The organism is Solirubrobacter soli DSM 22325 (assembly GCF_000423665.1).
Lineage (GTDB): Bacteria > Actinomycetota > Thermoleophilia > Solirubrobacterales > Solirubrobacteraceae > Solirubrobacter > Solirubrobacter soli.
In genome coordinates this window covers 65,261-84,824 of the sequence record NZ_KE384069.1, presented here as the reverse complement: position 1 = coordinate 84,824, position 19,564 = coordinate 65,261, and the positions used below count along the sequence as shown (strand labels likewise).

Here is a 19,564-nt window from a genome sequence, read left to right as displayed (position 1 = left end):
GATCCTTGAGTGAAGCGCAGACGCCTAGCAAAAAGTACGAGAGACCGGCGCGGGCCCGCCGCCGCCCAGCGCCTCGCCGCGCTCGTCCGCCACTCGCCGGACGCGATCATCGCGACCGACCGGCGCGGTCGCATCACCGCGTGGAACCCTGGTGCCGAACGACTTTACGGGTGGACCGCCCAGGACGCAATCGGCGGCCCGGTCGAACGTCTGGTTCCGCCTGAGCGCGAGGGTGAGGCCGCGGCGCTGCGCCGACGGGTGTTCAGCGGGAGTGCGATCGAGGCGCTCGAGACCGAACGGCTGCGCCGCGACGGCACGATCGTGCTCGTGTCGGTCGCGATGGCGGCGCTGCGCGACCCGCGCGGACAGGTCATCGGCATCACCGAGATCGCCCGCGACGTCACCGACCGCGCACGCAACGAGGCGATGCGGGCGCGCCACGCGGCGCTCGTCGAGCACAGCGCCGACGCCATCGTGGCCGTCGACGTCGAGGGACGCATCACCGCCTGGAACCACGCTGCCACGGCACTGTTCGGATACACGGAGCGCGAGGCGCTGGGCCAGGACGCCGCCCGCCTCGTCCCCAGCCCCGAGGGCGAGGAGGGCTCCGCCGGCGTGATGGAAGGCGCGGTCGTGCGGCGCGAGTCGACGCGGCGGCGCCGCGACGGCTCCGAGATCCAGATCGCGAGCACGCTGTCACCGATCCGCGACGCGGCGGGCGGCCTGACCGGCGTCGTGGCCGTCTCGCGCGACGTCACATACGCGCGCCGGGCCGAGGAGGCGCTGCGCGCCGCGCAGGCGCGCTTCCAAGCGGCCTTCGAGCACGCGCCGATCGGCATGGCGCTCATCACCATGGATGACCCGATCGTGGTGCAGGCGAACGCGGCGCTGGCCCAGATGTTCGGCCACAAGGACCTCGCCGGCAAGCCCGTCCGCAGCCTCATGCACCCCGACGACCGCGAGACCGCGCAGCGCGACCTCGACGCTCTGCACGCCGGAGCGGCGGGGATGATCGCCGGCGAATACCGCTACCTGCACCGAGAAGGCCACGTCGTCCATGCTGAAGTGCGCGCGAGCCCGGTCGGCGACGGCGACGCGCGATACCTGATCGTCCAGTACGTCGACATCTCGGACCGCAAGCGCTTCGAAGGCCAGCTGCGACGGCTCGCGGACACGGACGCGCTCACCGGCCTCTACAACCGCCGCCGCTTCGGCGACGAGCTCGAGTGGATCGTCGGCTACGCCCAGCGCTACGGCCACCCCGCCGTCCTGCTCTCGATCGACGTCGATCACTTCCAGTACGTCAACGACAGCTACGGCCACGCGACCGGCGACGAGCTGCTCGGCACGGTCACGGCGCTGCTGCGCTCGCGGCTGCGCGACACCGACATCGTCGGCCGCCTCGGCGGCGACGAGTTCGGCGTGATCCTGCCGCAGACCGCGCTCGAGGACGCGGAGTCGATCGCCCAGGCGCTGATCGAGGCGGCGCGGGAGCAGGTTCACGTCGTCCGCGACTCGCGCCGGGTCCGCGCGACGCTCTCGATGGGGATCCGAGCGATCGAGCCCGAGGACCAGCTCACGCCCGCCGAACAGCTCGCCGAGGCCGAGATCGCCCGCAACGAGGCCAAGGAGCGCGGGCGCGACCGCTTCGCCGTGTCCGGCCGCGACGTCCACGGCTCCGCCCGCTCGCACGCCCTCACGTGGGTCGAACGGCTGCGCGAGGCGCTCGAGAGCGACGGCTTCGTGCTCTACGAGCAGCCGATCCTCGACCTCGCCGCGGGGCGGGTGGACCGCTCCGAGCTGCTGATCCGCCTGCTCGACGCCGACGGCGAGATCGTCCTCCCCGGCGCCTTCCTGGGCGCCGCCGAGCGCTACGGCCTGATCAAGGCGATCGACCGCTGGGTGATCGGGCGCGCGATCCGCCTGCTCGCCGACCGGCACGCGTCCGGCCACGAGCGGCTCGGCCTCGACGTCAACCTCTCGGGCGAGTCGATCACCGACCCGACGGTCATGGACTTCATCGCCGCCGAGGTCCGCAACGCCCCGATCGACCCGACCTGCCTGATCTTCGAGGTCACCGAGACCGCCGCGATCGCCAACGTCGAACGGGCGCGCAGCCTGGCGCGCGGGCTCGCCGACCTGGGCTGCCAGTTCGCGCTCGACGACTTCGGCTCGGGCTTCGGCTCCTTCTACTACCTCAAGCACCTGCCGTTCGACGTCGTCAAGATCGACGGGGACTTCATCAAGGAGCTGCCCACGACCCGCTCGGACCAGCTGACCGTGCAGGCCATCGTCCAGATCGCGAAGGGCCTCGGAAAGACGACGACCGCCGAGTTCGTCGGAGACGAAGCGACGGTCGCGATGCTGCGCGAGCTCGGTGTCGACTACGCGCAGGGGTTCCACGTCGGCCGCCCGGAACCGGTCCAGGCGGCCGCGCGAGGAAAGAGCTAGAGGCGGAAGGTGCGCTTGACGGTGTAGCGCTTGCCGCCCTGCGTCACGGACCACTCGCCCGTGTAGTTGCCCGACTTCATGCCACGCAGCGAGCCGCCCTTGAGGTAGACGACCTGGCCGGGGACGACGCTGACCTGCGGGATCGTGGCGTTGCGGGCCGTCGGACCGGTGATCTTCACCGTGCCGCCGACCGGGTCCAGCGTGTTGCCGATGTTGCGGACGGCGAGGATCAGCGACTTGTTGTTGCCGGTGCCGACGACGTCGGTGGCGCCGACGCGCAGGTTCGGGCGCTTGCGCGACGGGTTCAGCCGCAGGCGGCCGATGACCTCGTACTGCGGGATGATCCCGTTCGTCGCCTTCTTCTTCTTTTGCTTGGCGAAGACCTGGATCCCGCCGTACAGCGAGCCGGACGCGGTCATGCGCTTCATGTTGAGCTTGACCGAGCGCGTGCCGGGCTTGAGGTCGAACGACGCCGGGCTGCCGACGACGTACGGCGAGAGGTTCGCCCGCTTGTTGAGGGCGACCGCGGCGGTGTTGCGGTCCTGGCTCCACGGGCGGACGGTGATCGTGACCCGCAGCGTGTCCTTGGTGGTGTTCTTGACCGTGAACGAGCCGACCGAGCCGCGCTTGGCGGTGGCCTCCACGGTGGCCGGCGAGATCGAGACGCCGCCCTGCTGGGCAGCCTGTGCCCGCGGCGCCGAGTCGTCCGCCTGAGCAGCGATCACCCCGCCCGTCGCGGAACCCACGACGGCAAGGCTGAGAGCGCCGGCGACGAGCCGACTCCTAGCGCGCTTCACTTCGGGATCTCCTTGGTCTTTCGTTCGGTAGTGCGTGAGGCGCCGTGGACTACGGCGTCTCGGTGGAAAGCGTGACGAGCACCAGCTTGCGGTACGTCCCCGTGGCCTTGCCGGTGACCTTCTGACGCAGCTTGACCGTCGACTTGGACTTGGTCATCGCGTCGTTCCAGCGGTGCAGCAGCGGGTCGACGGACGAGTCGAGGGGCTGGAAGGCATCGGTGCCGACGGTCGCCTCCAGCGGCGACGGAAGGCTCTTGCTGCCGACCGAGAGGTGGCCCATCTTCGAGCCCGACGCGACGTCGCCGTCGGCGATCGACAGCAGCGTCGTGCCATCGGTGGCGGTGGCCAGCGCATCGAAGGACATCTCGTAGGACTTCGCCTTCGAGAAGGCCGCGAAGCCCTTGGCGGGCTGCACGATGCCCAGTTCGAGGAAGCTTCCGACGACGCCACCGACGTTGGTGCCGCCACTGACCGGATCCGGCGTCTGCGCCAACGCGCCGCTCGGCGCGATCAGCGCGGCGGCCGCCGTGGCGGCGAGGATCGTTCGCAGCTTCATTGCTTCCCTTCCAGGATCTTCAAGTTGACCACCGACTCACACCAACACGGCGCAGCCGGAATCGGAGCGTAGCCGCCTCCACAAAGATTCGGACGCAACTCGAGATTTCTCATTTGACCTTGAACGTCTTGCTCACCGACAGCGCCTTCTTGCCGCGCTGGTTGAGCGACACCGTGGCGGTGTAGGAGCCCTTGGCGAGGTTCTTGCCGGCCGGCAGGTTGACCGTCTTGCCGGGCAGGATCTTGACCGCCTGGATCGTCAGGTTGTCGGTCTTGGTGGCGCCCTTGACCTTGACCGAGCCGGAGACGGCGTCGACCGTGTTGCCGCCGTTCTTGATCGGGATCACCGCGGTCTTGCCGGAGGCCTTCACCTTGCCCGCCGTGATCAGGTACTTCGGCGCGGCGGGGTTGATGCGGATCGCGCCCACGAGCCGGTAGCCGAGCACGACGCCCTTGCGCTGCGCGGCGTCGGTCGGCACGCCGACGACCTCCATCGCCCCGTACAGGTACCCGGCGGAGGGAGCCGAGGTCAGGTTCGCCGTGACGACCGTCTCGGCACCGGGCTGGAGCGTGAACTTCGTCTGGCTGACGCTGACGCCGGGGAGCGTCGCGCGCCGGTTGGGCGACACCTTGCCGGTGACCGCCTGCACCCACGGGCGAGGCGTGACGGTCACCTCGAGCGGCGCCGTCGAACGGTTCGCGACCGTCATCGACGCCAGCTGGCCGGGCTGCGCATTGTGCTCGATCACGGCGGGCATGACCGACAGCCCGCCGTCCTTGGTCTGGGCGGCGGACCCGCCGGCCGCCGCCCCCTGCACGGCCGCCGCGCCTGCGGCGCCGAGCGCCGTGAGCACGGCGCCGAGCGCCACGTACCGCTTCATGATGCCTTCTCCCTGCCTGTCCGAGCGCTTAGCGCTTCGTGGACTTCTTCTTCTTTTCGGTCTTGATCTTGATCGAGACCTGCGACCGCTGGCCGTCCGCGTTGCGGAACCGGAAGATCAGCGTACGCGAGCCGACCGGATACTTCAGCGAGATCTTGAAGCGGCCCTTGTCCGCGATCTTCGGGCCGGTCTTGCTCGTCGTCTTCTTGCCGATCTTGTTCAGCAGCTCGATCTTGGTGCGCTTCGGCGCCGAGATGCGGCGGCCGTTGACGACGCAGGTCAGGCGACCCTCGAAGCGGTAGCGCTTGCCGTACTGCAGCACCGCGACGGACTTCGAGACACGCAGCGGCTTCTGGCCGAGTGACACCGACAGGCGCGGCGAGCGGCAGCTCGACGACTGGTTGCCGGGCGTCCCGTTCTGGTTCGGGTTGACGTTCGGGTTCTGATCCGGGGCGACGATCGAGCTCGAGCCGATGCTCAGCGTCTGCGTCGGGGAGCCGAGGACCGGGTGCCAGACCTCGAACGCCTCCCAGACCGAGTCGCCGCTCTTGAGCAGGTCCTGGCCGTTGCCGGCGGCGTCCCAGATGACGACGCGGCGGTAGTAGGTGCCCTCGGGGAGGGCGGAGGTGTCGAACGTGAGGACGGGAGCCTGCGAGCCCGAGAGGCAGCGCGAGTTGTCCAGCGGCAGGTCGAGCGTGCCGTCACCGGGCGTGAGGTCGTTGCAGTTGCCGATCGCGGTGCTCTGCGTCGCGACGACGTTGGCGTCGGAGGCCGAGGTGGAGATCGTCGCGTCGGCGCGGTTGAAGCCGACGCCCTCCTCGATCGAGCTGGCGGTCAGGCTCGAGGACTGGTTGACCGGGCTGTTGCGGCCGACGCTGCCGTAGGGCGTGCGCGAGTCGTCGACCAGGACGGCGACCTTGACGACGTCGACCGAGACCGGACCGCCACAGGCGGCCGCCTGGTCACACGTCAAGCTGAAGGTGAGGGTTCCGGAGCCGTTCTTGGTGAAGTCCGACGCGAGCGTCGGAGCGGTGTCCAGCGGCTGGTCGACGAGGAAGCCCGCGCCGTCCATCGCGACCGTGTAGCGGGCGCCGGCGGAGATGCCGTGCACGGCGTGGGTGATGATCACGCGGCTGGCGGTGACGCCGGAGGGGAGCTGGATCGAGAGGCTCGCACGCGAGCGGCCGGCCGGGTTGGCACCGTTGAGGCGCAGGACCGCGCCGGTGTTCTCGTCGCCGGCGCAGTTGGCGGTGGCGTCGGCGTCGAGGTTCCCGCCGGTCGTCATCGTCGTGCCGATCGGTGTGCCGTTAGGACCATGACAGGCCCAGACCCAGGCCTGCTTGGCCGAGGCGGCGCCCGCGGACAGCGCGAACATCGCTGCCGTCAGAACCGCTACCCCAAGCTTGTGTTTGAGACCGAATGAGGGCATCGCTGCCACTCTCCCTCCTGCAAAAACCTGCGTGGACCCGTAATTGACCGTGCGGAGCATCGTAGGACGCACCTCTCCCCGTGAGGCGACATCACACCCCGAGTGCGGGCGACGGTACCTCTCTATGAGAGGCCTCGTCAAGCCGCAATTCGTCCAGATGACTCCACACGTCCTTTAGGCCAGGAGCGCGACTAGACTGGCTCTGAGGTCTCTGAAACGCCCGGCCGGCAGATACTGCCCGCGCGCGCGTGAGGCGAGCCGCTTCCCCAGCGCGACCGCGTCGGGGTCGTCGTCGGTGCCGAGGACGTCGACCCTGTCCAAGCCGCTCAGCGCGGTCACAGGATCGTCACCGGCCGTTGCCCGGCAGTCGGAGAGCACGATCGCCAGCCGTTCCGCGGCCGGCTCGCGCGCCAGCTCCTTGGCGGCCGTCCGCAGCGCCAGCGCCAGGTCGGTGCGCCCCTTTCCACGCAACGAGAGCAGGTCGTCCACCAACGCCGACGGCGGCCGCCGCTCGCCCTGGCGCTGGAGAACGAGCGCGTCCGCGGCGAACGCGATCACGCTCGTGCTCGCGTCGGTTCGCTCGGCGCCGTTGAGCACGACCGCCGCGGTCGCCATCGCGGCGAGCCCGACCGCGTGGCCGCGCATCGAGCCGCTGTGGTCGACGAGCAGGCACAGCGCGCGCCGCGGCGCCGTCCATTGGCGGGCGATCAGCTGGTCGGCCCGCTTCGGCCGTCCACCCGCAACCTCAAGGGTCAGGTCGAGGTCGAGGTCGCCCTCCCCCGCCGCCCGCGCCGGCGTGAGCCGCCGGTACCCGCGGGTCGTGCTCGAGCCGAGCCGGCCGGCGCGGACGAACAGCCGCGCGGCGAGCCGCCGGGCCTGTGCGCGCAGCTGCGGATCGGTCGCGGCGCCGAGGTCGGCGAGCAGCGCGACGGCGGCGTCGGGGTCGGTGCGCAGGAGGTCGTGGAACGCCTGCTCGTCGAGCCGGCCGACCGCGGGCGAGACCCGCTCGAGGTGGCCGTGCGCACCCTGGAGCTGGTCGCGGCGGAGCGTGCGCCGGCCGCGCTCCTTGACGATCTCCCGCGCGGCCGCGCCGCTCAGTGACCGGCCCGCTCCGCCCCCGGGAGCAGGCCCGCGGCTTTTCCCGGTGGCTCGGGCTCGGGCTTGGGGATCAGCCCTTCGATCAGCTCGAGGACGATCGCCTCGGGGGTCGTGTCCGAGCCCTCCTCGAGCCGCAGCCGCCCGGACAGCGCGGCGATCGCCGCGTCGGCGAACGTCGCGTTCCCCGGCGCCGGCTCAGCCTCCCCCCGCAGGCCGCTGAGCTCGCGCCCGAGCCGGACGAGGTCGATCGCTCCGCGGACCGACGCGCCCATGCGCACCTGGGCGTGCGCACGGGTGGCGCGGGTGAGCGTCACCGCCGGTCGCACGAGCGAGCTCGCGCCGGCGATCCGCTCGACGATCGCGCGCTCGCCCACCTCGTCCTGGTAGCCGATGGCGATCCGGCACATGCGGTCCGAGATCGCCTGGCTCACACGCGCGGTGCCGACCGCGTCGAACGGGTTCATCGCGGCGATCAGGCGGAAGCTCGCTCGGGCGGGGACGCGGCCGAGGCGCGGCACGTGGATCTCCCCCTCGGCCAGCGCGCCGACGAGCACGTTGAGGGTCTCCTCCGGGACGCGGTTGAGCTCCTCGATGTAGAGCAGGCGGCCCTCGCGTAGCGCGCTGATCAGCGGCCCGTCGACGAACGTGTCCGGCGTGTAGCCCGCCTCGAGGACGAGCGCGGGGTCGTGGTGGCCGACCAGCCGTCCGGGCGTCAGCTCGGCGTTGCCCTCGACGAACTCGACGCCGAGGCCCGCCCCGTCCGCCACGGCGCGCAGCAGCGTCGACTTCCCCGTTCCCGGCGGGCCTTCGAGGACGACATGACAGCCGGAGGTGAGCGTCGCGGCCAGCACCTCCGCCTCGCGGCGCAGGCCGACGATGCGAGCGTCGACCTGCGCGAGCAGTGAGGCGCTAGTGCTCGTGGACGACCACGCCTCGGATGTTCTTGCCGTCGAGCATGTCCTGGAAGCCCTGGCCGATGTCGTCGAGTGGGTAGCGCTGGGTGACGAGCTCGTCGAGCTTGAGCTTGCCGGCCTGGTAGAGGCCGATCAGGTTGCGGATGTCGTGCATCGGGTTGCCCGAGCCGAACAGCGTGCCCTTCACGGTCTTCTCGTAGAGCGTCATGACCGCGCCGGACAGCTGGACCGTCAGCTTGTTCGGGTCCGCGAGGCCGGTGATGACCGCGGTGCCGCCCTTGCGGATCGCGGTCACCGCGTTGCCGACGACCTCCTCGTTGACGATGTCGACCGTGATGATCGCCTTGTCGGCGCCGACGCCGCGGGTGAGGTCCTGGCTGAGCGCGTACGCCTCCTCGGCGCTGGCGACGGTGTGGGTGGCGCCGAGGTCCTCGGCCATCTCGCGCTTGTTGGCGAGCGGGTCGACGGCGATCACGTTGGCGGCGCCCGCGTGGGTCGCGCCCTGGACGGCGTTGGAGCCGATCCCGCCGATGCCGTAGATGATCACGGTCTCGCCCGGGACCACGTCGGCGGCGTAGACGGCGCTGCACCACCCGGTCGGGACGCCGCAGCCGACGAGCACGACGGTCTCGAGCGGGAGGTCCTTGTCGACGGAGACGCAGCTGGTCTCGGAGATCACGCTGTACTGGCTGAAGCTGCCGAGCATGCACATCGCGCCCACGTCCTGGCCTTCACCGTGGAAGCGGAAGGTGCCGTCGGGCAGGCAGCCGTCGAGGATCGTCGCGCCGAGGTCGCAGATGTTCGAGTGACCGGTCGCGCAGAAGCGGCAGTGGCCGCACACGGGCAGGAAGGACGTGACGACGTGGTCGCCCTCCTTCACGCGCGAGACGCCCGGACCGATCTTCTCGATGATCCCCGCGCCCTCATGCCCGCCGACGATCGGGAACCGCGGCACGATGTCGCCGTGGCGCAGATGCTCGTCGGAGTGGCACAGTCCGGCGGCGACCCAGCGGATCAGCACCTCCCCCTGCTTGGGCTCGTCGAGGTCGAGCTCGGCGATCTCCCAATCGCGGCCTTCTCCCCACAGCATGGCTGCCCTGGTCTTCACGAACTCCTCCTTCGTGTGACGCCGACGCCGCGATCGTACCCCTGATGTCGTATCCGGTGCGTTGCACCGGCGCGCAGCCGCTCAGTGGTTGGCGGCGGAAGCCTTCGCGAGGCCCGCGTAGGTCGGCAGGCGCCGGCCGTCGCGGTCCAGGATCGCGGAGTGCCAGATCTCGTCGTCGGGCGGATCGACGAGCTGGTACTGGAGGAGTTGCTTGACGCGCGGGTTGTGGCGGGCGACCTTGAAGGCCTCCTGGAGCCAGGCCGCGCGGACCTTGGGCTTCTGCGCTCGGGCGCCGACGGTCAGGTAGCCGAACTCCGTCAGGTACACGCCCATCTTCGCGCCGGACGGGGTCCGCAGCGCCTTGCGCTTGGCGAGCTTGTCGAGCGCTGAGGTCAGGCGCGAGAGGCCGCCGATCGGCACGTCGTCGGGCTTGCCGGCGGCGATCGTCGGGGCGGCGGTGAACTGGTACGGGTGGATCGCGAAGCCGTCGGCCTTCAGGCCGACGCAGTGCTTGGCGGCCTTGTAGTCGGCCTTCGAGCAGGTGACGTCGCGCAGGAACTTCAGCGGCGCGATCGCGCGCCCGCCGCCGGTCGGGGCGAGCTCGCCGATCAGCACCTTGGCCTTGGGGTCGGCGGCCTTGGCGGCCTTGTAGCCCGCCGCGTAGAGCAGGCGGTACTGGCTCGCCGCGCTCCTGCCGGGCGCCAGCCAGGTGTTCCAGTTCGGCTCGTTCCAGATCGCGTAGCGGTCGACGCGGCCCTCGAAGTGGGAGACGACGGTCTGGACGAACGCGCCGTACTTGGCGGCGTCGGGCCTGTAGTTGCCCATCCGGTGGTCGCCGGTCGCCCAGGCGGGGGCGGGACCCGCGATCGTCAGCTGCAGCTTGATGCCGCGCGCCTGCGCCGCCTGCTGCAGCGCGTCGATGCGGCTGAAGTCGTAGGTGACGGTGTCCGGCGTGGTGCGGTCGTGGGCGTCGCCGACGATCAGGCGCGCCCACAGCACGTTCACGCGGATCCGCGTCGCTCCGAGCTCGACGGCGTGGTCGAGGGCGTTGTCGCGATCCATCCAGCGCTGGTCGACGAACACGGCGTCGTCCTGGAGCGCGAGCTCCATCCCGGCGGCCGCGTGGGCGCGTGCCGGAAGGACGAGCAGGAGTGCGAGCAGGCTTACGCCGGCGACGAGGGAGCGGAGCATCTGTGCTTGTGATCGGCCATCCGTGTGCGGGACTGAACCCCGCGGGCAGGTTAAGGTTTCGCGGCGTGCTGAGTGTTTATGCCGCGCATATGAACGCGGAAAGTCCGCTGTCCGGATTGGTGGTCGGCGAGCTCGACCCGGCGCCCGTCCCCGAAGGCTGGGTGACGGTCCAAGTGCGCGCCGCCTCGCTGAACCATCACGACCTGTGGTCCTTGCGCGGGGTCGGCCTGTCCGCCGACCGGCTGCCGATGGTGCTCGGCTGCGACGCGGCGGGGATCGACCCCGACGGCAACGAGGTCGTCGTGCACTCAGTGGTGAGCGATGACGCCTGGCGGGGGGATGAGACGCTCGACCCGAAGCGCTCGATCCTCTCGGAGCGGTTCCCCGGGACGTTCGCCGAGCGGGTCGCGGTGCCGCGGCGCAACCTCGTGCCCAAGCCGCCGGAGCTCTCCTTCGCCGAGGCGGCCTGCTTGCCGACCGCGTGGCTCACCGCCTACCGGATGCTCTTCACCCGCGCGGGCGTCGTGCCGGGCATGACGTTGCTGGTGCAGGGCGCGGGCGGCGGGGTCGCGACGGCGCTGATCGTCCTGGCGCGGGCGGCGGGCTTGCGGGTGTGGGCGACCTCGCGGTCCGAGGAGAAGCGCTCGCGCGCGGTGTCGCTGGGCGCCGACGCCGCGTTCGAGCCGGGCGCCCGGCTGCCGGAGCGCGTCGACGTCGTCGCCGAGACCGTGGGTGCCGCGACGTGGGACCACTCGCTGAAGTCCTTGAAGCCCGGCGGGACGTTGGTGATCTCGGGCGCGACCTCGGGCGGCGACCCGCCCGCGGGGCTGAACCGCGTGTTCTTCCTGCAGCTCTCCGTGATCGGCTCGACGATGGGGACGCGCGACGAGCTCGACCGCCTGGTGCGACTGTGCGTCGAGCGCGACGTGCGGCCGGTGATCGAGTCCGAGGTGCCGCTGGCGGACGCGCGCTCCGCCTTCGAGGCCCTCGCCGCCGGCGAGGTCTTCGGCAAGCTGGTCCTGACGGGCTGAGCGCGGGCCGGCGACGCGACCTTCCCAGGTTGCTCGCGCCGCCGGGCCCGACGGGTGGATCACCGGTGGTCAGTCGGTGACCTGTTCATAGTGTCAACAATTGGGTCCGGTCTGCAAGTGTGAACCTGGTCAGGCGCCCCTGACGATCAGCACGCTGACTTGACAGGCGGATTTGTAGACGTTGGTGACGACGGTCGACTGCAGCAGCGGGGCGAAGCGGTAGCTCTTGCCGGCGACGAGCGCGAGCTCGACCGTCGGCGCGGTGCTGGCCGGGCCGCCGTCCATGTCGTCGAACTGCTGCGTGCCGATCGCGACGGCGCCGGGGCTCCCGTCGATCGACACGGCCACGCTCGCGCCCATCACGCCGCCCGCGGGCGCGCCGAGCGGCCAGATCGAGGTGGGTGCGGTCACGATCGCCCGCTCCCCCGGGCCCGCGGAGTAGGCCGGGGTCTTGCAGTTGAGCAGCAGTTGCGGGCCGAGCGCGAAGCTGGTGGAGACATTGGCCGCGTCGATGTGGCGGGTGGCGACGACGCCGCTCGCCCCGGGCTCACCGTCCGCGCCCGCGGATCCCTGGGGACCCTGCGGGCCGGCCGGTCCTTGCTCGCCTGGAGCGCCCGCCGGCCCGACGAGCTGGGATCGGGCCTGCTTGTCGAGGTCGGCGAGCTTGAGGCTCCCGTCCTTGACCGCGGGCGACTGGACGGCGCCGGCCTTCAGCTCGCGCGCGCCGACGCTCTTGGCGGAGAGCTTGGTCACGGCGTAGCCCGTGCCGGTGGTGGACAGCGCGAGCGCGGCGAGCGAGACGCCGAGGGCGACGCGGGAGGAGGTCATGGGGAGCATGCCGCCACTCTCGTGAGCGGCGCGCCCCGTGTCAGCGGAGTCCGACCCGGGGCTTAACCCTGGGGCATGAGCTCGTAGTGCGCGTCGGCCGGCCCCGGCCCGTTGGTCGGGGCCAGGTCCTGCGGGCAGGCGGACAGCACGACGAGCACGTCGAGCTCGGCGCGCAGCACGACCCACGAGCCGGGGGTGGAGACCGGCGGGGCGATCGCGATCGTGCCGTCACGCGCCGGCGGCGCGTTCTCGAACAGGTTCAGCGGGCTGGGCGTGCACGGCACGGACACCTCGACGGACGCGAGCGCCGCGTGCAGGTTGTCCGCGCAGTTGTCATGGTCGGGCGCGCCCAGCAGCTCGTAGCGGGAGCGGTCGCAGGCGGCGAGCAGGGTGTCGTGCACGCCGCCGGAGGTGTCCTCGGTCAGCGTCAGCACCGGCCGCCGCTGGTTGGTCACGAACGTGTCGCCGAGCGCTGGGTTGACGCGGCCCATGTGCAGCCGGGAGTGCTCCATCGACATCCACTCGCCCGCGTCGACGAACGCCCACGCGTCGATGACCTGCTGGCCGTGGGTGTTGATCACGCGCAGGGCGTCGCCGCGGGCCACGCGCACCGCGACCGCGCGCCGGGCGGGTATGAGTTCTTGAGCCATGGCGCTCACATCCTCGCCGACCCGGTACCGGCTCGCCGTCCTGGCGGTGCTGGTCGTCGTCGCGGTCCTGATCGCCTGGGCGGGCGCGCCCGGGGCGATCGCGCTCGTGTTCGCCGCGCTGTTCGCGTTCAGCGTCCGCGACCGCCTGCTGCACCGCGTCGTCGTCCTCGCCAGGGAGGGCGAGCAGCTCACCGGCACGGCGCTGCGCGGCGGCGAGCCACTGTGGGTGAGTGAGACGACGTTCGCGCTCGAGCCCGACCGCCAGGGAAGCTGGCTGATCGTGCTGCGGGCGCCCGGCCGGAGCGTTCGCATCAGCCCTGGCGGGCTGGGCGTCACGAAAACCTCCGCTGAGCAGGCATTGCTCGCGATGGGTCTGACGCGCCAGGATCACCCGCGTACCTGAACGCCCGGCCAGGGGGACGCAACGGTCCGGAAGCTAGTCCTACGCGCCGATGTCTTTCGGTCCGCGGGTCCTCAGCTCCCTCGTCGTCGCCGCCATCGCGCTTGCGGCGGCCCCACACGCGGCACACGCCGCCGGCAAGCCGACGCGAATAGCGGTCAGCGTCAAAGGCCTCCCGCCGGGCATCAAGGGGAGCGTGAAGGTCCGCGGCCCGAAGTACGCGAAGACGCTCACCGGCTCCACCACGCTGCGGGTCCCCCGCGCGGGCACGTACACGTTCACGGTCCGCCAGGTGACGATCCGCAGCGGCCGCAAGAAGGTCAAGGACGGCAGCGTGGCACTGCCCGCGGTCAAGACGGTCAAGGTCAAGGCGAAGAAGGGCAAGACCGCGAAGGCCGCCCTGCGCTACGGCACGATCATCAACGCCAACGTCAAGGGCCTGAACTTCGCCAAGGCCACGTTCACGGGCGACCCGACGGCTCCGAAGACGCTCACGCTCCCCGCGAGCACGAAGGTCACCAAGGGCGCGATCCTCACCGGCAAGCCGACGAAGAACCTCCCGGCGGGCGTGTTCCATCGCGTCACCAAGGTCACCCGCAAGGGCGGCAAGCTGATCGTCGCGATCACCCCCGCCCACCTGCAGGAGGCCTTCCCGCAGCTCGACATCGACACCCACCTCTCCTTCGAGCCGGGCAAGACCACGGTCACGACGGCGCGGACGTCGGCGTTCGACCCGCTGACCGCGAGCCTCGGGACGCCCTACTTCCGCTGCACCGCCTCGCTCGGCGACTCCCACGTCACGACCTACCAGAGCCTCGGCCTGGACGGGAAGGTCGAGATCCACATCCCGACGACGTGGGGCATCCCGACCGGCCTGCCGTACGGCGAGCTGGCGCTGACGCTGTCCGGCAAGGCCGGCATCGACGTGCTGCTGCGCAAGAACACCGGCTGCACCGCGCAGATCCAGGCGCCCGCGATCCCCGGCTCGATCCCGGTCGGCCCGGTGCTGGTGCCGACCTACGTGCAGTTCGGCCTGTTCGCGACCGCCTCGATCGGCTCGGACATCCGCCAGAACGCCGAGGCCGGCTTCTCGCTGACCGCGGGCATGGCGTTCAAGGGCACGAGCGTGACCAATACGTCGAAGGCCTCGGCCTACGCGAACGCCTCGGCCAGCGGCTCCGGCAAGTTCGCCGTCGGGCCGAGCATCCGCCTCGCGGTCGGCGCCGCCGGCGTGGCCGACGTCCACTTCGACGCCAAGCCCGCGCTCGCGTTCAGCGTCGCGCTCGATGCCAGCTGCTCGATCGACATCGAGGGCGGCTCGCAGGTCGGCGTCTCCTTCGGGCCGTTCCAGATCAACCAGCCGTTGCCCGCCCTGAAGATCAACCTCTACCGCTGCCCGCCCGGCGGCAATCCCCCGCCGCCGGCGAGCACGCCCACTCCCGTGCCCCAACCGGTCACGCGCCCCCAGCTCGAGATCACGCACACCGGCCCGCTCGGCGCCTTCGCCGGACAGACCTTCGCGTACGCGATCCGCGTCAAGAACACCGGTGACGGGACCGCCCGCAACGCCGAGGTCGTCGACACGCTGCCCAACGCGGGCTCGCTGGTCGACTCCGACCCGAGCGGCGCGCCCGCCGACGCCGGCCCGAACGACCGCTACGTCATCGGCGTCGGCGACCTCGGCCCCGGCGAGGAGAAGACGGTCACCGTGCGCTGGAAGGCCCCGGACGACGACACCTCGCTCACCAACCACGCGTTCGCGCGCGCCGACAACGCGGACGCCACCGACAGCGAGAACGCGAGCGTCCCGATCGGCACCTCGACCAACTGCAACCCGTGCGGCGCCGAGGCCGCCGGCACCGGCCTGCGCAACCGCGACCACGGCTCGATCAAGATCACGACCGTCCCGGCCGGCGCGACCGTCGGCCGCGCGGTGCTCATGTGGGGCATCCTCTACCAGGGCGAGCAGCCCTCGAACGAGATCACGTTCCAGGGCCACAAGGTCAAGGCGGACATCGCGTCCAACGTCTCCGGCACGCTCTGCTGGGACGATGACAACACGGTCGGCTACGCCGCCGACGTGACGCAGTACGTCACCGGCTCCGGCAACGGCACCTACGAGGTCACCGACCCCGTGCGCGGCGAGACCCGGGTCGACGGCGAGCCCCACGGCACGCTCCCCTACACGGACGGCGCGACGCTGGTCGTCTTCTACGTCGGCGGCGGCGCGCAGAACCAGGTCCTGAGCGACTTCTCCTACGACACCAACACCGACGACGACGCGGCCATCACACGGTCGTTCTCCGGCATCAACAGCATCGGCGGCGCCGCGAGCCTGATCCTCGCCGGCCCGGACGGCCAGAGCGCGGGCGAGGTCTTCACGCTCACCGGCGCGGACACGATGGACCTGATCGACACGTTCGACGGCTCAGACCCGCAGGACGGCCCGCCGTTCGAGATCGGGACCCTGTGGGACACGGACCGCTTCGACGTCTCGCGCATCCTCCCCGCCGGTCAGACGACGCTCGCGGTCGAACACCACCAGGGCAGCGACTGCATCGGGGTCGGCGCCGCGGTGCTCCAGGTCTCTCAGCGGCTTTAGAACGGACCCGCGGGGCGCGAGGAGGCATGATCTCTCAGCGTGTCCTCCCCAAGCGCCCCGCGGAGCGTCCGTGTCTCCACGCTCGAGCTGTTCTTCGACCTCGTCTTCGTCTTCACGATCACGCAGCTGACCGACGTCCTGGCCGAGGGCCACGACCTCGAGGCGCTGACGCGGGTGGTCGTGATGCTGCTGCTGATCTGGTGGATGTACGACGGCTACGCGTGGCTGACGAACGCGATCCCGACCAGCAGCGGGCGCTTCCGGCTGTTGCTGCTCGGCGGGATGGGCGGCTTCCTGATGATCGCGCTGGCGACGCCGCACGCGTACGAACAGGACGGGCTGCTCTTCGGCCTCGGCTACCTGGTCGTGACCGCGTTGCACGGCGGGATGTTCGCCCGCGGCGTGACGGCGGAGGAGCTCGCGGCGATCCTCAAGATCGCGCCGTTCAACCTGCTCGGCGCGGGCCTCGTCGTCGCCGGCGGGGCGCTCGGCGGTGACGCGCAGACGATCCTGTGGGCCGTCGCCGCGGTCCTGCTCTGGCTGACCCCGCGCTTCACCAGCGTCGAGGGCTTCGTCGTCGGCGTCGCGCACTTCGTCGAGCGCCACGGCCTGGTGGTGATCATCGCGCTCGGCGAGTCGATCGTCGTGCTCGGCGTCGGCGCCGAAGGCCTCGAGCTCGACGCGAGCATCATCCTGTTCGCCTGGCTCGCGCTGGCCCTCGTCGCCGGTCTGTGGTGGGTCTACTTCAGCGACGAGAACGCGGTCGAGGAGGCGTTCGGGGAGGCACCGGCCGAGCGCCGCGCGCCGCTCGCTCTGCAGGCCTTCGGCTACTGGCACTACGGCCTGCTGCTCGCGGTGATCACGGTCGCGGCGGGCCTGAAGAAGGCAATCGGACATCCCTACGACGCGCTCGACGACTGGGTCGCGGTCGCATTGGCGGTCGGCACCGCGCTCTACATCGTCTGTGACACGGGCTTCCGCCACACGCTCGGCCTGCCGCGCAACAGCGGGCGGCTGATCGCCGCCGCGGTCGCGCTGGCGACGGTCCCGCTCGGCACCGCGCTCGCCGGCATCGCCCAGGTCGCCGCGCTCGCGCTGATCCTCGTGGTGGCGGTCAGGGGGCGGGCGGGGGATTCCCCCGTCTGACGGCGCCGGACGGGGCGTCTTCGTCGTTCATGAACCTCACACGTAAGCGCTCGATCGTCGCGCTCGCCATCGGCTTCACCACGATCCCGGCGGTCGCGCTCGCCGCGACCGACGCCGTCCCCGGCGACCCGCTCAAGCTCGGTCAGTCGCAGCGGATCGACAAGGCGTCGACGGTCCTGGAGGGCACGAACCAGCTCAACGACGGCGTCCTGTCGCTGCGCAAGAGCGGCAGCGGCATCGGCCCGGTCCTCAAGGTCGTCAACGGCGGCGCGGGCGCTGGCCGCCGCGGCATCGACCTCACCGTCCCGGCCGGCCAGCCGCCGATCGCGGTCAACGCCGACGCAGGCAAGGCCTCCAACCTCAACGCCGACAAGCTCGACGGCAAGTCCGAGGAGGACTTCCTGCCGAGCCGCCTCTACGGCGTCGCCACCGGCCTGGTCAGCGGGCCGGGCGGCGGGAAGACCGTGCTGGTCAGCGGCGTGAGCCTTGGCTGTGACGACGGCGACGTCGCGCTCAGCGCGGGCGGGAACGCCGTCGACGCCGAGGACCATCTGAACGGCATCGTCCCGTTCCGCTCGAGCTACCAGATCGAGTTCACGGACAACGGCGGCGCGAGCCGCTTCAGCGCGAACATGATCTGCGCCGACGTCTCCAAGCCGTTCCGTTAAGGTCGGATGATCGGGGTGGGGCGGAGGGGCTGCCCTGCCTTGATTCTCAACCTCCGGCAGCGACGACGTCGTAGCCGTCGGCCTTCAGCACCTCGATGACCACGTTGCGGTGGTCGCCCTGCAGCTCGATCACGCCGTCCTTGACCGAGCCGCCGACGCCGCAGCGCTTCTTCAGGCGTCCGGCGAGCTCCTTCAGGCCGTCGTCGGCGAGCGGCACGTCGTAGATGGTCGTGACCGCCTTGCCGCGGCGCCCGCTCGTCTCGCGTTTGACCTTCACGCGTCCGCCCGCGGCCTTGCGCGCCGTCAGCGCGGGGTCGCGGGCCTTGCGCAGGTCGCCGTCGGAGGACGAGTACACCATGCGGTCGTCGCGGGCCATGTGAACGAGCCTACCCCGCGCCGTTGAGCGGGAGCACCGCGCGGATCGTCGTCCCCTCCCCCACGGGCGAGACGACCGTCAGCGTGCCGTCGCTGGCCCCGATGCGGTCGGCAAGGCCGGAGAGCCCCGAGCCCTTGCCGACCTCGGCGCCGCCGATACCGTCGTCGAGCACCTCGACGATCAGGTCCGAGCCCACGCACGACACCCGCACGACCGCGTGCGTGGCCTGCGCGTACTTGGCGACGTTCGTGAGCGCCTCGGCGACGGTGAAGTACGCCGCGGCCTCGACCGCGGCCGGGAAGCGCTCCTCCGGCGGCTCGACGACCTCCACCGGGAACGGCGAGCGGGTCGCCAGCGCGCCGATCGCCGCCACCAGACCGCGCTCGGTCAACACCGAGGGGTGGATGCCGCGGGCGAGCTCGCGCAGCTCGTTCGACGCCTCCTTGAGCTCGGTCCCCATCCGCTCGAGGAACTCCCCGACCTGCGACGGGTCCTTGGCCAGCCGGCGCTTGGCCACCTGGACGTCGAGCACGAGCGAGACCAGCCGCTGCTGCGCGCCGTCGTGCAGGTCGCGCTCGATCTTGCGCCGCGCGGCGTCCGCGGCCTCGAGGATGCGCTGGCGCGACGCCCGCAGCTCCGCGGTGCGCGCCGCCTCGACCTTGTGGGCGAGCAAGGCCGCCTCGGCCGCCCGGCGCTCGGTGATGTCGAACAGCGCGCCGTCCAGCCACAGCCTTCCACCGGGACCAGGCACCGGCTGGCCGCGGTCGAGCACCCAGCGGACCTCGCCGTCGGCGCGCACGATCCGGTACTCGAGCACGAACGGCTCGTTCGCCTCGGTCGAGTGCGAGACCGTCTCGAGCACGACGTCGACGTCGTCGGGGTGGACGATCGAGAGGATCGTGCGCCGCTGCGAGGCGAGGAAGTTCTGCGGCGGGTAGCCCGAGATGCGCTCGATCTCGTCGCTGATCGCCTCCAGGATGAAGTCCGCGTGCCAGGCGGAGCGGTAGATCGCGCCCGGGACGTTCTCCATCAGCGTGCGCAGCAGGCGGTCGTTGGAGCGCTGCTCGGCGGCGCGCAGGCCCGCGCGGGTGCGCGCGATCAGCTCGGCGCGGGTGAACGGGCGGTGCAGATAGTCGTCGGCGCCCGCGTTGAGCACCGAGTCGGCCATCCGGCCCTTGGCGGCGACCGTGATCGCCAGCAGCCACGCGTCGCCCAGCCGCGGGTCGTCGCGCAGCGCCCGGCAGACGGCGGGCGCGTCGAGGCCGGCGGCGTCGCGGTCGACGATCACGAGGTCGACCGGCTCCTCCTCCAGCGCGGGGCCGGCGGCGGCGGCGCGGCGTACGGCACGGGGCGCGTGACCGGCGGCACGCAGCCAGGATTGGATCTCCGGCTCAGCGGCGCCCACGACGAGGACGCCCGCCATCCGTTTCCTTACCGGT

Annotated in this window: 19 protein-coding genes; 7 read left to right on the top strand and 12 right to left on the bottom strand. The window is 71.3% G+C overall.

Translation table 11 applies throughout. From position 1 onward, the window contains the following. Positions 1-9 precede the first annotated feature (9 nt). Complete coding sequence (locus G569_RS59255; RefSeq protein WP_084285786.1) at positions 10-2,451, top strand: sensor domain-containing protein; 2,442 nt, start codon at positions 10-12, stop codon at positions 2,449-2,451. On the opposite strand, the gene G569_RS0129960 is transcribed toward G569_RS59255, so the two are convergent. The 5 genes from G569_RS0129960 to G569_RS59250 form a co-directional block, all read right to left on the bottom strand. Further along, a complete protein-coding gene (locus G569_RS0129960; protein ID WP_028066153.1) occupies positions 2,448-3,197 on the bottom strand; it encodes a fimbrial biogenesis chaperone in 750 nt (249 codons plus the stop codon). The two genes, G569_RS59255 and G569_RS0129960, sit on opposite strands and share 4 nt — an antisense overlap. Before the next feature lie 100 nt (positions 3,198-3,297). After that, positions 3,298-3,804 (bottom strand): hypothetical protein, encoded by a 507-nt coding sequence (locus G569_RS0129955; RefSeq protein ID WP_028066152.1) that lies wholly within the window; start codon positions 3,802-3,804, stop codon positions 3,298-3,300. 109 nt (positions 3,805-3,913) lie between these two features. Beyond that, positions 3,914-4,684, bottom strand: coding sequence for a hypothetical protein (locus G569_RS0129950; RefSeq protein ID WP_028066151.1), 771 nt, complete (start codon positions 4,682-4,684; stop codon positions 3,914-3,916). Positions 4,685-4,712: 28 nt separating this feature from the next. Next, positions 4,713-6,059 (bottom strand): hypothetical protein, encoded by a 1,347-nt coding sequence (locus G569_RS0129945; RefSeq protein ID WP_028066150.1) that lies wholly within the window; start codon positions 6,057-6,059, stop codon positions 4,713-4,715. Between the two features lie 228 nt (positions 6,060-6,287). Next, complete coding sequence (locus tag G569_RS59250) at positions 6,288-6,758, bottom strand: vWA domain-containing protein (protein ID WP_053227166.1); 471 nt, start codon at positions 6,756-6,758, stop codon at positions 6,288-6,290. On the opposite strand from G569_RS59250, the gene G569_RS59245 reads away from it, so the two are divergent. Then, positions 6,747-7,214 (top strand): hypothetical protein, encoded by a 468-nt coding sequence (locus tag G569_RS59245; RefSeq protein WP_157592417.1) that lies wholly within the window; start codon positions 6,747-6,749, stop codon positions 7,212-7,214. The two genes, G569_RS59250 and G569_RS59245, sit on opposite strands and share 12 nt — an antisense overlap. Here the strand turns inward: G569_RS59245 and G569_RS52695 are convergent. The 3 genes from G569_RS52695 to G569_RS0129920 form a co-directional block, all read right to left on the bottom strand. After that, a complete protein-coding gene (locus G569_RS52695; RefSeq protein ID WP_211233133.1) occupies positions 7,208-8,062 on the bottom strand; it encodes an AAA family ATPase in 855 nt (284 codons plus the stop codon). The genes G569_RS59245 and G569_RS52695 overlap by 7 nt on opposite strands. A gap of 58 nt (positions 8,063-8,120) precedes the next feature. Beyond that, positions 8,121-9,233 (bottom strand): NDMA-dependent alcohol dehydrogenase, encoded by a 1,113-nt coding sequence (locus tag G569_RS0129925; RefSeq protein WP_028066148.1) that lies wholly within the window; start codon positions 9,231-9,233, stop codon positions 8,121-8,123. A gap of 81 nt (positions 9,234-9,314) precedes the next feature. Next, positions 9,315-10,424: a hypothetical protein gene (locus G569_RS0129920; RefSeq protein WP_028066147.1), complete on the bottom strand. Its 1,110-nt coding sequence runs from the start codon at positions 10,422-10,424 to the stop codon at positions 9,315-9,317. A gap of 65 nt (positions 10,425-10,489) precedes the next feature. On the opposite strand from G569_RS0129920, the gene G569_RS0129915 reads away from it, so the two are divergent. Continuing rightward, entirely contained in the window at positions 10,490-11,455 is a 966-nt protein-coding gene (locus G569_RS0129915; protein ID WP_028066146.1) for a zinc-binding dehydrogenase, read from the top strand. A 129-nt stretch (positions 11,456-11,584) separates the two neighbouring features. Here the strand turns inward: G569_RS0129915 and G569_RS59240 are convergent, their stop codons facing one another. Both G569_RS59240 and G569_RS0129905 read right to left on the bottom strand, forming a co-directional pair. Continuing rightward, positions 11,585-12,292, bottom strand: a complete 708-nt coding sequence (locus G569_RS59240) for a collagen-like protein (RefSeq protein WP_157592416.1) — start codon at positions 12,290-12,292, stop codon at positions 11,585-11,587. A gap of 53 nt (positions 12,293-12,345) precedes the next feature. After that, a complete protein-coding gene (locus G569_RS0129905; protein ID WP_028066144.1) occupies positions 12,346-12,933 on the bottom strand; it encodes a DUF1989 domain-containing protein in 588 nt (195 codons plus the stop codon). On the opposite strand from G569_RS0129905, the gene G569_RS0129900 reads away from it, so the two are divergent. From G569_RS0129900 to G569_RS0129885, 4 genes are read left to right on the top strand one after another with little or no spacing between them, the layout of a single operon-like run. Then, positions 12,932-13,336 (top strand): hypothetical protein, encoded by a 405-nt coding sequence (locus tag G569_RS0129900; RefSeq protein WP_028066143.1) that lies wholly within the window; start codon positions 12,932-12,934, stop codon positions 13,334-13,336. The two genes, G569_RS0129905 and G569_RS0129900, sit on opposite strands and share 2 nt — an antisense overlap. Positions 13,337-13,385: 49 nt before the next feature. Further along, positions 13,386-15,935 carry a DUF11 domain-containing protein gene (locus G569_RS0129895; protein ID WP_028066142.1) on the top strand — a complete coding sequence of 850 codons (2,550 nt, stop codon included), beginning with the start codon at positions 13,386-13,388 and terminating at the stop codon, positions 15,933-15,935. Between the two features lie 39 nt (positions 15,936-15,974). After that, the gene (locus tag G569_RS0129890) at positions 15,975-17,081 is read left to right on the top strand and encodes a low temperature requirement protein A (RefSeq protein WP_028066141.1); all 1,107 of its coding nucleotides are present in this window, start codon (positions 15,975-15,977) and stop codon (positions 17,079-17,081) included. Between the two features lie 29 nt (positions 17,082-17,110). Further along, on the top strand, positions 17,111-17,749 hold the full coding sequence (locus tag G569_RS0129885; protein WP_028066140.1) for a hypothetical protein: 639 nt from the start codon (positions 17,111-17,113) through the stop codon (positions 17,747-17,749). Positions 17,750-17,795: 46 nt separating this feature from the next. On the opposite strand, the gene G569_RS0129880 is transcribed toward G569_RS0129885, so the two are convergent. Together G569_RS0129880 and G569_RS59235 are read right to left on the bottom strand one after the other, a co-directional pair. Beyond that, positions 17,796-18,125 (bottom strand): translation initiation factor, encoded by a 330-nt coding sequence (locus tag G569_RS0129880; protein ID WP_028066139.1) that lies wholly within the window; start codon positions 18,123-18,125, stop codon positions 17,796-17,798. A 10-nt stretch (positions 18,126-18,135) separates the two neighbouring features. Continuing rightward, a complete protein-coding gene (locus G569_RS59235; RefSeq protein ID WP_053227164.1) occupies positions 18,136-19,548 on the bottom strand; it encodes a PAS domain-containing protein in 1,413 nt (470 codons plus the stop codon). Positions 19,549-19,564 lie beyond the last annotated feature (16 nt).

Coding starts and splice junctions, on each gene's coding strand:
- G569_RS0129955 (WP_028066152.1), bottom strand. CDS start 3,804: ATGAAGCTGCGAACGATCCTCGCCGCCACGGCGGCCGCCGCGCTGATC.
- G569_RS0129950 (WP_028066151.1), bottom strand. CDS start 4,684: ATGAAGCGGTACGTGGCGCTCGGCGCCGTGCTCACGGCGCTCGGCGCC.
- G569_RS0129945 (WP_028066150.1), bottom strand. CDS start 6,059: ATGTTCGCGCTGTCCGCGGGCGCCGCCTCGGCCAAGCAGGCCTGGGTC.
- G569_RS59250 (WP_053227166.1), bottom strand. CDS start 6,758: ATGCGCGGCCACGCGGTCGGGCTCGCCGCGATGGCGACCGCGGCGGTC.
- G569_RS0129920 (WP_028066147.1), bottom strand. CDS start 10,424: ATGCTCCGCTCCCTCGTCGCCGGCGTAAGCCTGCTCGCACTCCTGCTC.
- G569_RS59240 (WP_157592416.1), bottom strand. CDS start 12,292: ATGCTCCCCATGACCTCCTCCCGCGTCGCCCTCGGCGTCTCGCTCGCC.
- G569_RS0129900 (WP_028066143.1), top strand. CDS start 12,932: ATGGCGCTCACATCCTCGCCGACCCGGTACCGGCTCGCCGTCCTGGCG.
- G569_RS0129905 (WP_028066144.1), bottom strand. CDS start 12,933: ATGGCTCAAGAACTCATACCCGCCCGGCGCGCGGTCGCGGTGCGCGTG.
- G569_RS0129895 (WP_028066142.1), top strand. CDS start 13,386: ATGTCTTTCGGTCCGCGGGTCCTCAGCTCCCTCGTCGTCGCCGCCATC.
- G569_RS0129885 (WP_028066140.1), top strand. CDS start 17,111: ATGAACCTCACACGTAAGCGCTCGATCGTCGCGCTCGCCATCGGCTTC.
- G569_RS0129880 (WP_028066139.1), bottom strand. CDS start 18,125: ATGGCCCGCGACGACCGCATGGTGTACTCGTCCTCCGACGGCGACCTG.
- G569_RS59235 (WP_053227164.1), bottom strand. CDS start 19,548: ATGGCGGGCGTCCTCGTCGTGGGCGCCGCTGAGCCGGAGATCCAATCC.